General features: G+C 57.7%; 8 protein-coding genes. 2 read left to right on the forward strand and 6 right to left on the reverse strand.

Features of this window, described 5'->3' with window-relative positions; genetic code table 11:
• Positions 1 to 128 precede the first annotated feature (128 nt).
• The 3 genes from CA85_RS14270 to CA85_RS26145 are packed head-to-tail and all read right to left on the reverse strand — an operon-like array spanning position 129 to position 2662.
• Positions 129 to 1163 carry a glycosyltransferase family 2 protein gene (locus tag CA85_RS14270; RefSeq protein WP_246112801.1) on the reverse strand — a complete coding sequence of 345 codons (1035 nt, stop codon included), beginning with the start codon at positions 1161 to 1163 and terminating at the stop codon, positions 129 to 131.
• On the reverse strand, positions 1160 to 2470 hold the full coding sequence (locus CA85_RS14275) for a glycosyltransferase family protein (protein WP_146391996.1): 1311 nt from the start codon (positions 2468 to 2470) through the stop codon (positions 1160 to 1162). Before CA85_RS14275 ends, CA85_RS14270 begins: the two co-directional genes overlap by 4 nt.
• 21 nt (positions 2471 to 2491) lie before the next feature.
• Positions 2492 to 2662, reverse strand: coding sequence for a PEP-CTERM sorting domain-containing protein (locus CA85_RS26145; RefSeq protein ID WP_186774946.1), 171 nt, complete (start codon positions 2660 to 2662; stop codon positions 2492 to 2494).
• Positions 2663 to 3160: 498 nt separating this feature from the next.
• Between CA85_RS26145 and CA85_RS14285 the strand changes: the two genes are divergently transcribed.
• A complete protein-coding gene (locus CA85_RS14285) occupies positions 3161 to 4078 on the forward strand; it encodes a PEP-CTERM sorting domain-containing protein (RefSeq protein ID WP_146391998.1) in 918 nt (305 codons plus the stop codon).
• A gap of 25 nt (positions 4079 to 4103) precedes the next feature.
• Here the strand turns inward: CA85_RS14285 and CA85_RS14290 are convergent, their stop codons facing one another.
• Positions 4104 to 10346: an alpha-2-macroglobulin family protein gene (locus tag CA85_RS14290; RefSeq protein ID WP_246112802.1), complete on the reverse strand. Its 6243-nt coding sequence runs from the start codon at positions 10344 to 10346 to the stop codon at positions 4104 to 4106.
• A 293-nt stretch (positions 10347 to 10639) separates the two neighbouring features.
• Between CA85_RS14290 and CA85_RS14295 the strand changes: the two genes are divergently transcribed.
• Positions 10640 to 11686 (forward strand): dihydrodipicolinate synthase family protein, encoded by a 1047-nt coding sequence (locus CA85_RS14295; protein ID WP_146391999.1) that lies wholly within the window; start codon positions 10640 to 10642, stop codon positions 11684 to 11686.
• 440 nt (positions 11687 to 12126) lie between these two features.
• Here CA85_RS14295 and CA85_RS14300 read toward each other — a convergent pair whose 3' ends face one another.
• Together CA85_RS14300 and CA85_RS14305 are read right to left on the reverse strand one after the other, a co-directional pair.
• Positions 12127 to 12585, reverse strand: coding sequence for a ferritin-like domain-containing protein (locus CA85_RS14300; RefSeq protein WP_146392000.1), 459 nt, complete (start codon positions 12583 to 12585; stop codon positions 12127 to 12129).
• A 119-nt stretch (positions 12586 to 12704) separates the two neighbouring features.
• A complete protein-coding gene (locus CA85_RS14305) occupies positions 12705 to 14003 on the reverse strand; it encodes a sulfatase family protein (RefSeq protein WP_246112803.1) in 1299 nt (432 codons plus the stop codon).
• Positions 14004 to 14023: the final 20 nt, after the last annotated feature.

Below are 14023 nucleotides of genomic sequence, written 5' to 3' on the forward strand. Positions count from 1 at the left end.
ATTACCCTTGGGCTGAGCCGGTCATCCCAGTCGGGAAAGATAGGCTGTTGAGGGTGTGGTTTCCGACTCAGATGCGTGAATGTCCTCTTGAATGTCCTCGTGAAATAGCTCGCAGATGACAATCCCGCTCACGGGGTCCGCCGGGGCATCCGCCGCACGTATCGCGACAACAATCGAGCCACTGACCCGAACGTCCGCGCCGATGCTCGCGTCCGTGGCTCCTTGGCGGTCTCACTGAGAATGCCGCAGGCCGCCGCCAGGGGTGAGCAATCCAGATCGTCGAGCACATCGATCAGATGATCGTTCCACGGTCCACGCCGCCGCCCCAATCGCGACGCCGCCGCCAGACGCGGCGCGAGACTGCCTTCGAGTTTCTCACGAATGCGGTCATTCTCCTGCTGAAATCGATTCTCCGCCGCGTCGGCTTTGGACGTCTCCACCATTGTTTTCGATTGCTCATGCAAGCGGAACATCGCACCGATCGAGTCGGAATATTGCACCCGTGGATGTTCGCTGAGATACCTTACGATTAGGTCCCAATCGAATCCATAATTCAGTGTGCGGTCGATCCCGCCACAATCCCATAACGCATCCATGCGAAACCATAACCCGGGCTGACTGAACGAATAGCGATCACATCGCAACATCGCCATCGCAGACAGGTTTCGGTTCACCATTAGCGAGTCGGTGTTCGATGGCGTGCGCCCATTTGCGTCCTCCACCGCGACGCGAAAGGCGTACAGGTCATGCTTGGCGTCAAACTGACTCGCCAGCTCCCACAGGGTTCCCGGAGCCAACCGGTCATCGGAGTTGATCCAATTGAATAGAACGCCGGTCGCCCGATCCAGTCCCTTGCAGATTGCATCGGATTGACCGTTGTCGGGTTCACGAATCACGTGAGTGATACAGTGGGCATACCGGTCCAATACCTCCCCACTGCGATCGGTGCTGCCCCCATCGACGACGATGTATTGCAGGTTCGGGTAGTCCTGTAGTAGCACCGAGCGGATTGTTTCCTCTAAAAACTCGCCCTGATTGAAGCTCGGCGTCACCACAGTGATTCGCGGCCAGACCCGGCTTTCGGAATTCCTTTGCGGCCCGTCGCTGACGCGCGACCAGGGCCAACCGCTGCGATTGCCTTCTGGCTCAGGGAGTTGCATCATGGCCGGGGAGTGTCGAGGAAAGAGAGCAGTGACTGAAAGTGCTTGGCGAATTCAAATTCGTTGAGATAGGTTTGGGCAGCCCGGGATCGGTAGCTCGCGTGATCAGCTAATATCGTCTCGATCGCGTCAGCGACATCATCCACCCGACTGACGCCGACGCCGCAGTCGTGCTTCTCGAGGACCCGAGCGATACTTGGGTTGTCAACACTGACCACGGGAACACCACATCTCAGATAATGCGATAGCTTCCCCGATGCACCGGCGAGTAACTGAAAATTAGGCCCCAGGGAGCTATCGTAGATCACAATACCGACGCTCGCAGAGGCCATCAATTCATCGAGTTTGTCATAGGGCACCGGCTGAGTCGAAATCAGAACTCGCCCCTCACCGCTGGACACGATGTCTCGGTAGTAGTGGGTCTGCAAATCGATTGGCGAGTGACTGTGAAAGATCAGGCGTCGATCGTCGGGCCAGGCGGACGCGATCGCTGCCAAATCACTCGATCGCATGCCTTCGCAGATCGAGCCGGCATGCAAGATCACATGAACGTTGTCCTCCAAGCCAAACTGTTGGTGGAAATGATCCCGCGAAATATTCGGATCGACCTCGCCGCGAGGTGAGTTAGGAATCAAGATCGTCGGGACGTCCCAGGCCCGGTTTTCATCGCAGAGTGCCTGTTGCCGTTCGGTATCCTGGATCACCAAAACGTCGGCGGCGCGGTGGTCTGCCTGCTCGAGCCGCTTCGTCCGCCGCCACACCGGTGACCAGAAATCCCGCACAAACATGATCTCGAGCGACCAATAAACCAATGGCACGCCCTGTTCGGCGGCCAAAGGACGGGCAGCGGCCAAGCCGAGCATATCGACGCCAATGACGGCATCATAATCTCGGCCCCGCGTTACCTCGGCCACGCCCTGGATAAACTGGCCGCGAGCCAACCAAACCGAGGGTTTCAAACCCGCGGCGATGTCGTGGGCTCGATCGCGAGCGGCCGTCAAAGAGGTCGCCCAACGCTCCGGCATCGCCCGTCGGATCCGCGATTTCCACGAAGATTTCTCGCCTGCTGGTGCGGCCTCGCCTCCCGCCCCCCAATCGCAGGTTCCGCCGCAGGAAATCCGCAGGACTTGGACGTGCTCGCCGAGCTCGGGAGGACTGGCATAGGCTGTCGCGACATCACGCATCACGATGTCAACGTCCCAACCCTGTTCATCGAACAGTCTCGCGGCGTTGATTAAACTCGGTGCGCACCCCAGATAGGCCTCGTAAAAGACAATCGCAATTCGTTGGCGGGGTTCCTGGTGCGGCACAGTGATTTCAATCGATCGCCGCTACTTCTTCCTCCGCAGAAAAACACTGCAAGCGAGAACGGCACAAATTCCTAGGACTGAGCTGGGCTCAGGGACAGCGATGGGAGAACCATAGTGGATATCGTCGAAAGTGAAAACGTCCGATGCAGGTGATGCTCCGCTCAATCCGGCAAACGCATCCGGGCTTCGCACGGGCTCAAATCGCGAGTGCTGGAACGCGGCCGCCAAAGCGGCTCAATCTGCTTGACGTCCTCGAATTCTACATCTGCCTAGCTGCCATTCCATTGTGGAATACGCGATGTCCGCTTGGCAATGCCGGATGGTGTTACGCCGTCATTCTGTCTACGCCACTCACACAGGGATGAGGGAGGTGACTTTGCTCGACGTGTCAGCTTTGCCTGTTTGGGGCTTGCGGCGATGCCTCTTAAACCAATCGACTCGAAAGCCCTGCGAGCTGTTTGTGGGGCAACACAAACGGCTTCTATCCCCCATTCGAGGTGACTTTATAGCCGAACACTCATTGGCCGAGACAGTGGCGAGTTCTGCGATCGCACTTCCAGCTACAATCCATCTAAGATAGCGGCCCTCGGGTAGGTTGTCCCCGAGCGGCGGTTGCCCGCAAATGGATTGAATTTCAACGGCATCACAACTGGCAAAGACGAGAATATGTTTGGGAAGACTGGCTTACTAATGAGATTGAGTCTCGCTGTGCTCGGCCTATTGCTGACCACTGGACTTGCCTCGGCAGCGATTTTTGCTGATTTCGATCCCGCGCGCCATGATCGATTCGTCGCTGGCGATCCAGCCGATCCGGATCCACTCAACCCAACCTTCTTGCTCGACCACAGCACGATCACGGGTGTCGGGCTGACCCCCGCTGTGTTGATCTCGCCCCAACATTACCTGACCGCTACTCATTATTTTACCAACAGCGCCACCTTCGTCGCTGCCGATGGGACACGTCACACCTATGCGGCGCACTCGCGGACTGCTTTGCAGACAACGCTTACCTCGGATTTCACTCTGTCCAACGGTACGGTGCTGCCCGCCGGCAGTGTCCACGGGAGTGATCTGACAGTAGTGCGACTGGCCAATCCCATCTCGCCAGCCGATGGGATCGATCCCATGCCGCTTTTCGGTGGCAGTTTCAGTTCGCTGGCTGGCCGCGATATCAATCTGTTTGTGCAGAGCAATCGCGCGGGCCGAGACACAGCAGACTTTGCTCAAACAGCGGAACTACTCAATACCGGAGCGATCACAGAATCGCTGCTATATCGCTATGACAATCCCCCCGGGCAACCCGCATCGGATGAACTGTACTTCGCTGGGGGAGATTCCGGTCGCGGTTCGTTGACCGAGATCAATGGCCAAATGGCGCTCGTGGGGATCCACCTGGGTGTCGGTACCGATAGCAACACGGGCGACACGTATAGTTTCGACAGCTACGTACAGCCCTACCTGGACCAGATCCAGGCGATCGTGGGCCAGGACGGGTTCCAGATCAACGTTGTCGCTGTTCCGGAACCCGCCTCCATCTGGTTTACCCTTGCTGTCGCCCTAACGGCCGCTAGCGTGACGGCGCTGCGTCGCCAGACGCTGACGCGATAAAGCGGCCGATCCCTCTATGGCTCATCTACTCTCCCACTTTCATCAGATAGCTCTCGCTGTGGCTGTTGTACTGGGGGGCGTACATGGATTCGATCGTCGCCAGACCGGATTGATATTGCCCTTTCAATTGCACGCGACTGCGTGATTCGAGCACATAGGTTCCCTTGGGTAGGTCATCGATAAAGAAGTGCTCGGCAGCATCTCGCGTGCTTTGGTAGTACCCCAGTGCATCCTGCCAGCGATAGCCAGAGAGAACGTTGGTCGGTTCGGTTCCGCTGCCGCGGGAATCTTTCAGGTGGATGAACTCCATCGCTCGCGAGGCGCGAACGATCAGGCGTGAGACGATTTCGTCACCGACCTCGATCGGCGTGCCATCGGCATCGACATTCTGATTGGGCGTCGAGTCCGCACCCGCGCCAGCGACGAGGCCGCCGACGATCGGCCGGAGAACCTCACCGCTCGGAGTGCTGCGAACGACAAAGAGCTGCTTTTGAATTTCGAGGGGAGTGCCCTCGTGCGGCGTGACTTCGTCAACGTTCTGAAAGAACGACCAATGCACGCCGCCCCACGCGATCCCGGGGGTGGTCTTGGTCACGGTAATCGATCCCATTTCAGGCTTGATCTCAGCGGCTGTGAATCGCTGCTCGTAGAAACCGGTTCCGGCTTCGACGCTTTCCTGTTCAACGGCTTGCTCGCCGACTTTGACGTCGACAAGAGTTTGGTCAGCGAGAATGTCCACGCCCCGTAGCAGCAGCGCGTAAACGGCATCCGCTGTCGCTTTGGTAGTTTCCCACGAGCGAGTCTCCTTTTGACGCAGTAACCATGCTTTGCACGATTCGACCGACGATTGATCCGCGGCGACTTCATCGAATACCTCGATCATCATCGCTTGGGTTTCAATGTCGGCTTGGTACCAGAACCAGCCTCGCACCTCATCGTTCCAGTGCATGCCAGTATCGTCGGTCAGGCTACGTTCTTTCAGCGATCGGACAATGGCACCGGCATCGTCGGCCCGTCCAAATCGCTTCAAAGCGATCGCGACATGAGCTTCGCTCATGCGTGGGAGTTCGAGCCAGTGTTCGGCAGCCTGGTCGAGCCAATACTCGAGGGCCGGTTTCGCATCAACAGCCACATCGGCATCCCCGAGGAAGAAGCTACGTCCGTAGAGATACAGAGCGATGGTGCTCGACAGATGATTCTGATTGCGATCGTCCGGATCGATGTCGTCATACAATTTTTTGCTAAACGCATCCAAATGGGCGAGAGCTTTGATCGCGGGCGAAGCATCGACATCGGCGCCGAGATGCCTCAATCGGCCGTACCCGGTCGCAATGTAGAGTGTGATAAACGAGTTCGATCGGCCGCCGGGGAACCACGGCCAGCTACCGTCATCGGCCTGTACGTCGATCAGCCGCCGCGTCAACCGCTGGACTTGGTCGTTCACCCGGTTTTGGTCGAACAGGATCCCCACATTGCGTCGGGCCTCAGATTCCGATTCCGCTTCGAGCACCCATGGCGTTTCGGTGAGCGCGATCGAGGCGAGCTCTTCGTTCTGTTGCAGCGGGGAGGCAAGCGTATCACGGCCACCGGGTGCGTCTTTGGATGGCATCGGTTGATTGCGCCAAACGTCGAAGACCCGTTCGATCTTCGGATCCGACGTCGCGATGTGTCTGGCCAACAGATTGGCGTACAAGCGATTGAACGTTTGCTCGCTGCATTCGTAGGGGTAGTCCATCAGGTACGGCAGTGCCATCACCGCGTACCAGGCTGGGTTGGACGTCATCTGCACCGTCAGCGACTCGCTGCGAATGGAGCTTGAGTCAGGATTCAGATCGGCGAGTTTATCGAGCGTGAATGTTTTCGTCTCCTTGCCATCGACAGGCAGTGCGATCGATTCATGCACCAGAATCTTACGCGATAGAACGGGCAGATAGCCTTCTTCACCATCGGATAGCCGGCCCGTTGAACCGACCGCTTTGTAGGTTAGAAACCCAATTCCATCGGGCACGCGAATGGGCCAGGAGAACGACTGTGATCGACCGGCGGGGATCTCAAACGATTGACGCACAGCTGCATTACTGAGTTGGTTGTCGACACTGTCTCCGGTGCGGGCACTGGAGAATTGCAACGCCACGGTTCCGCTTTGGACGGTCGGAGATTGGTTGGTGACCTTCACAGTGATTTCGATCTCGTCGCCTTCACGCAGCACGCGTGGCGGGTTCGGCTGGACCATCAGGTCTTTGCTCGTCACGGCGGTATCACGCAGCAGTCCGCCGGCCAGATCAGCGGTGTGGGCAAAGCCGATGAATTGCCACCGCGTCAGCGCCTCGGGCATGGTGAAGTTCATTCTCACAACGCCATCGTCATCGGCGAGGAGGTCGGGGAAAAAGAACGCGGTCTCGTTGAGGTTCTTGCGTGGAGCAACGTCCGATAGGTCGACGTTCTTCTTATCAGCGGCGCCGGTGTCATCGGCGCTAGCAGCAAAGCTATCGAGCATGCCCTCTTCGGCGACGTCCGCCGCTGCCCCCGCTTTCATGGCCAGTTTCGGAGCGGCAGCAGGCTCGGCTCCATCGGCCATCACTGCGCTTTCGGCCATCATCATTGGCATGACGCCCCGAGATCTCCCCAATGCTTGCATCCTGCCCGGCCGATGGGCATGACTCTGCAGTTCGACTGGGTACTGACGATAGGTCAGCTGCGCGACGTGGGATCTCCTGTAAGAATGCGACGAGATCTGCTGCAAATGGTCCCACTGGTTCTGGTCATCGATCGAAACGTGATCGCGATCTTGATAGAACAGTCCGAATCCGCTGTGAAATACATGCGGCGTGAAAGCATCGAGGGACGCGTCATAGAGCGTCGCGACCATTTCCGCTGCCTGCTGCATTGCGGCCTCGCCCTGATCGGATGCATCCCCCCCAGGGCCTTCGATAACCGCGGTCCATGTTTCCTGTTGCCCCGGCTTGAGCTTGGAGACGAAGTGTTCCCAGCGGATACTGAGCTCTTTATCCGACCAGGGGACGTTGACGTGGGTTTGATGCAGATACAAGCGGTTTTCTCGCACCATCCACACGCGGACTTGAAACCCGCCCCGCATGGACTCGTCGATATCTTGTGTGATCTCGACCTGGGTGCGGTCCTCGGAAGTCCAGAATTGTTGCAAGCTTTTGCCGCGATGGGTGACTTCAACGAATGCGCGAGCGGCCGCGTAGCCGCTACCCCAGACCGCTCGGAACGTTTCACCGGGCTGGTAGGAGTTTTTCTCGGTGGCGAACAGACTGGCGATGGCCAGTTCGCACCGCTCAGCATCGGGATCGATCACCTGCAGGGGCAAAATCGCTTGGACGTCGTTACCGGCGGAGTCGACTGCGGAGAGGACGGCGCGGAAGTTACCTGCGCCGAGTTCGACTTCAAAGTTGGCGCTGCCCGCTGCGTCTGTTGTCAGTTCAACGGTTTTAACAATTTTGTCCTGGGGCCATGAGTTCGGCTCCTCCGCCCGAACCTTGTCTTCGTTCTCGTCGAGCTGGCCCGGTTGGACACCGAGACGGTCCCAGACGCCAGAGTTGCCGATCCGTTTGCGTCCAATCGATTCAGGTTTCTTGAGCGAGTAGACGTCGACTTTGACTTTCGCGGACACCGCATCTCCCTGCAGCGTTTTGGTTGCCACGTTGATTTCGATCGGCTGCTCGTCAGACAACCAATTCGCCTGCGATGTGCTCAGCGTCGCTTCCATCGTCGTGTAGCCAATCAGCACACTGGTGACCGCGTCGCGAGTTTCGCCCGTCGTGTCGGTTACATCGGCGGTGATCTCGTAACGAAACTTCGGTTCACTTTCGCGGTCGACCGATTGGTCTGGGAGCGCGTCGAAAGTCACCGAGAACTTGCCGGTTTCATCTGTCGTGGTTGTGCCTTCGGCGATGGTTTGTTCAGGCTGAGGCGATGGCGGTAGCCACCAGCAGCGATACCTCCACCAAACGGGGAACTCCGTTTTGCGGATCACTCGGTAGCTGACCTTGGCACCGTCGATCGCGGCTGAGGTGTACGCTGTGGCCTCGCCGGACACCGTGACCGGTTCGCCCAAACGCACGGGGTCGGTGGGCGCCTCAATCTTGACTTCGAATTTGGGGCGTTTGTATTCTTCGACACGGATCGACGTCGCACCTTGGAACGCTCCCGTCGTACGCAGCATCATGCCCCCGGTCAATCCGCTGGCGGGCAGGTTGAAACTGCCATGACAACTGCCCAATTCATTGCAGCGATGGTTCGCTGTGTGAACAACCTTGTTATTGGCATCGAGCAGTTCGACAGTGATCTGTTGGTCAGCGGAAACTTGGTACTCGTTCTGTGTTGCATTTGACCGCGTGCAGATGACCTTATAACGGAGCACCTGTCCGGGGCGGTAAATGGATCGATCGGTAAAGAAGTGACTTCGAGTGACGTCGTGATCCTCGCTGCCCCGATTGCGATTGCCATAGGAATTGAGTGTACGTGACCATAGTTGATCGTCGCCGTGGGTGGCTAGAAAGTTGACGCCTCGCAGTCCTGTGCTGTCGAATGCAAAGCGTCCCTGCTCATTCGTTTGGAGGGTCGTTTGCCGACTCGCCTCCTGGCGTCCGCGATTGGACCGCGATTGTCCCCAGACGTCGATTTTCGCACCGCCGAGGGGCTCGCCACTGCGGCCATTGACGAGATACCCAACGATGACTTGGTCGTCGTAGCGACTCTCGACGACAATGGACAGACCGCTGATCCAAACATCTGTCAGGGCGGTGTACTCACCTTCGAGCGGAAAGTCTTCCGATGTGCTCGCGATCAGGTAGTAGGCGCCTCGGGGCACGTCCAGGTGAGCGGGCAGATGCTCGGTGGAATCGCGATAGTCTTCGGTCGGTGGCAAATCGGCTGACCAAGAGGCGACAGGATCGCTCGCCATCAACTCGATTCGTTGATCACGATTGGTGTATCGAGGTTGTTGGCCGGCTTCGCGGAGGGCTTGGTAGTCAAGTTTGACGAGACGAAAGTAGACCGTTGTCGTATTGCGATACTTGACATTGATCTTCGCCTGGGCAGCTTCGTCCAGATCGGGATTCCAGATCTGTTCCGTGGCAATTTCGATCGAGGGAGCTTCGATTTGCTCGATCAGTACGGCGCACTGGCGGGCACCCAAACTCTCTGGATGAGCATCGATCGCGGACTGGGCGATTGAATGGGCGCGGACGAGTTCATTGTTCTGTCGGGCGTGAGTCGCTAAATGGAACTGGGCTCGAGTGGAGAGTGGGCTCTTCTTGTAGCGAACGATAAACGACTTCAACGCTTCTTCGAGACGGTCACCATCAGGATCACCGATAGCGTGGTCTCGTGCAAAATCGAGGCGATGGAGATCGGCATCGATCAACGCGGTGGAGTCGTCATCCCCGCGATGGAATTCCAGCCAATCTTGATACAGAGTCGTTGCCCGCCGCAGGGGGGACGCGGCATCGGTATTGGGAACTTGCCAGCGGAGGAACGCGTCGACGTCAGCGAAAATGGGCGAGTCGGCCATCAATTCAAAGCGAGCGGCGGGGCCGGCGTAGGTCTGGTGGGCGTCGTTATAGAAATCGATCGCGTCCGCGACGACGAAATCATAAAGCGTTGGCCGATACTCGTCCGGAGCGGATCCTTTGACGAGCAAGTCGTCGTAATCACCAATCGGTGTTTGACGAAGTGTTTTTTCGCTGCCGTCGTCGGAGTTTAACGCTGCCTCGAAGAGGGCTGCCGACTGCCCGATGATGCGTTGCCGGGACCATGTCGTAATGTCATCGACGGATTTGATCTTGACCGGTTCGGCTGCGCCGGTGACCTGCGGATCGATCTCCGTGCGATTTTGAAACCGCCACTGATTCTGTTGATAATAGCTCCAGAACCAATTGGCGAGAATCGCGTTGATGACCGGCTTGGTCGATGCGGGTGCTGTCTCCATATCGGCTTGCAGTCGGACAATCCGGTGGACTTCGCCACCGCCTTCGAGCATCCCGTCGAGCGTAGCTCGGGTGGCGAGTAAACGAATAATCAGGCCGTCATCGTTCTGTTCCAGGGCCTTCGGGAGCTGTTTTTCAATTTCTTCTATCGCGGTTTTGGGAAGCCCGCTTTCAATGGCATCCTGGATCGGTTTCCATCCCGATGGATCGAGCGGCGTGGCGGCGTTGCTGGTCATGAGAGGGGCGGGGGCGAGCAGAGCGAGAATGAGAACGAGCGAGATGAAGGTGCCGATCAGACCACAGCGAGCATTCATGGGAGATTCTTCACGGAGGAGACAAGGTAGTGGAGGAGGTGCACACGGACACGTGCTTTCAGGATAACGCTTCAGCACCAGATTCATTAGGCAGATTCGAGAAAAAAAGTCGAAGCACGGCTTCGCGTAAAACCGCTTCCACCTGCGCAAGCGGCCTACGAATAGTTCGTTTTGACGCACTTTCTCTTGCTATGGATGCTTCCATTCGATGCGTGTGGAACGAGTTGTGATTATCCTGGGCGGTTCTCTCGTTTTAAACCTCGGTTTTCTCCTCTTTCCTTTTGCTGACTGCGATGTCTTCCCTCACTGAGCACCCCAACCGCATCACGGGCATTCTCACACCAAACATCACGCCGGTAGACGCGGAGGGACGCGTGGACGAGGAACGCTTGCGTGAATACGTTGATTGGCTGATTCAGCGCGGGGTCGACGGGCTCTACCCCAATGGCAGCACCGGTGAGTTCGTTAGATTCACGCCGCAGGAACGGCGCCGCATCGTGCAAGTCGTCGTGGATCAGACGGCAGGACGCGTGCCCGTTCTTGCGGGAGCGGCGGAAGCCAACGTGGAGGAAACCATCGCTGCCTGCCATGCCTATGGCGCCATGGGGGTCCGAGCGGTAGCCGTCGTGGCCCCGTTCTACTACCAGCTCAGTAGCGACGCGGTGCATGCCTACTTCACGCAAATCGCCCGCAGCGTGGACGTCGATGTGACGCTGTACAACATTCCTATGTTCGCGTCACCTATCGACGTGGAGACCGTAACTCGCTTGGCCCTCGAGCAGCCACGTATCATCGGCATCAAAGACAGTTCGGGGGACCTACCGAACATGCTGCGAATGATGGCCGCGATTCGGCCTCAGAGAGCAGACTTCTCGTTTTTAACGGGCTGGGACGCCTCGCTGGCGCCGATGCTGATCGCTGGTATCGATGGCGGCACCAATGCCACCAGCGGCGTGGTGCCCGAATTGACTCGAGCGATCCATCGCAGTGTTCGGGAGGGCAGCATCGATCGAGCGATGCGTCAGCAGTATGATCTGCTCGCGCTCTTTGATGCGATGATTGGCCTGGGTGAATTCCCCGACGGATTTCGAGCCGGCGCTCGCGCCCGCGGCTGGAACCTGGGTGACGGACGGGTGCCTTATAGCAACGCCCGTCGCGATGAACTGGCCGCAGCCCAGCCTCGCATCGCGTCGATGGTCCACTCCGTCCTCGAAGGGCTGGACCAACCCTCCGGCGAAGGCACATCCGAAAGGGCAGCCATTGCGAAACACCGCGATGGACTGGCTACCGTGGAATCAGTAGTGAAACAGGTAATGCAGCGGCTGAAGACGGCCCGGTAAGCAACGCACGATCAATTTCTGTCGTAGTGGACGAGGCGACGAGTCCAAAGCCGCAGGACTCGTCGCCTCGTCCACTACTAAAACCGGCACTTATTCATCGTGTGATGCTAAGCCAGTTCGTAGTGGAACCTGCTGAGCCTGGCCATTACCCACAAAACCGGATCCCCTGTCAGCTCGTCTGACAGGAATCTCCGTTTTGTGATTAGATCAAGATGGAGCATACACCCCGCTACCACGCGGGCTTGCCCCGTGTGACAGCAAAGTTGATCGACTTGGTTTCCTGTCTGGCAAGCTGACAGGGGAATTTGTGTCGATACCGCGGTTTTCTAATTGGAAAACGTCGCTTCGGCGTGTGGCAAGCACACGCGGGGGCAATTTGTAGGCCAGTGACAGTGATGAAAGATCCACTGCGACAGCTGAGCCATGACAGCCGCGGGCTACTAGCCCGATTTGCGAGCCGATCCACCGCTGGCTGCTTGAGCGTCTGGGGTGTCACGCAGGAGCTTGGTGTACTCGTCGACGCCTTCCTGCTCTTGCACCAAGATATCTTCGAGGAAGACGACAAGGCTGCGATCCGACTCGGCGAGTTCCAATGCTTTGGTGTACATCTCTACGGCTTTGGCTTCGAAGGCGAGGCTGAACTCGAGCACTTCGCGGAGATCCTTGCTCTGTTTGATCTCGTTGCGAGTTGCGACGGGGACGCCACCCAAGGCGACGATCTTGTTCCCAATCAAATTGGCATGCCCGAAGGATTCCTTCGCATCGCCCTCGAACTTCGGCGCGTAGACTTCACGCCACACACCTTCGAGAATGAACGAAGCTTGGGAATACTGAGCGACACCGGTCCACTCATGCTTGAGAATCTCGTTGAGGCAGTCGATCAGGGCTTCACTGGCCATGGAAATGATCCTTTTCTATCGGGGGGATGAGCATCGTATCACAGACGCCATCCTCCCATAAATTGCCCTGAGCGGGAAGGGCGTGATGAAATCACGCGTTGCCCAGATCCCATGGTGGGCTACTCTCCCGCGTCCCAGCGAGTCTTCAGCAGCCCCTTCAATTGGTCGACAACCTGAGGCTGCTCCGCCGCCAAGTTCTGTTTCTCAAGTGGATCCGATTTCAGATCGAACAGCTCCACGCTCTCCGGAGCTGACGTGTATCCTTTGTCGGGACGGCGTGAACCGGGCACAACTAACTTGTTCCACCCGTCGATGACGACCCGTGTGACGAGACTTTTTTCCGGCTTGTCGAGATCGGCGATATCGTGGGTATAGCCTTCGACAAAGACCGTGTCTCGCTTTTGCATCTCTTGGTGATCAACCAGATTGAGTCCCGGTAAGTCGTCAGGAACCTCAATTCCGCAAGCCGAAAAGATGGTGGGCATGACATCGAGAATGGATGCGAGTGTCGTCTCATCGCGTTGAGGTTGCACCTTGCCGGGCCAGCGAACGAAGATCGGCGTGCGGATCCCCAGTTCAAAAGGCGACAACTTCGCTCGCCCTTGCCGCTCTGCATCCCAGCCATTGTCAGCGAGATAGATCACCACGGTGTTGTCAGCCAAGTCGTTCTGGTCCAGGTAGTCGTCCAGTTCGCCACAGGTTTGATCAAACCATTCCACCATGGCGTAGTACTTGGCAGCGCCGGGACTGAGGCCCTGATCCTGATAGCGAGCGAGCAGTTCTTCGGGAGGGTTGTGGGGCAGGTGGGGCAGCAGGGGCGCATACCAAACGAAGAACGGTTTCTCTTGGTCGACGGCACTGTCGATAAACTTGTAGATGGGATCCATCGACTTTCTGCCGATGGCCAACCCCTCACCACCGTGGCGTCCCTCGCGATTGGTCATGCCCTGGGTGAACCCAACTTCTTCCGCCGTGACGTTCCATAGCTTGCCCGTCTGAAAGCTGACATAGCCCGCATCGTCGAGCGACTGAGGCAAGATCGGTGAGTTCGCGAGCAAACGCTGTGAGAGTGGGTCGCGGTCAAGCTTGCCCTTAGCATTTTCGGCTTCAATACTCGCCTGGCTCAAATCATTGCCGGTGATCCCGTGACTGTGCGGCAGTCGCCCTGTCAGCAGGCTGGCCAGAGACGGCGAGCATACGGGCATCACATAGCCACGCGTATACAGCAGGCTCTCTGCAGCCATGCGATCGAGATTTGGGGTCCGTGCGACTTCGCTACCCATGAAGCCATAGTCAGGAAAGCCATGATCATCCGATAGGATTAAAATCACATTGGGGGGCGTTGCTTCATCGGCCCATCCAGGAGCAGCCAGACTGATCGATGCGAAGATCACGGCAAAGCAGGTCATCAATTTCATAGGTGTCGGTCTCGGGGTTG

It is taken from the genome of Allorhodopirellula solitaria, assembly GCF_007859855.1.
GTDB classification, from domain to species: Bacteria; Planctomycetota; Planctomycetia; order Pirellulales; family Pirellulaceae; genus Rhodopirellula; species Rhodopirellula solitaria.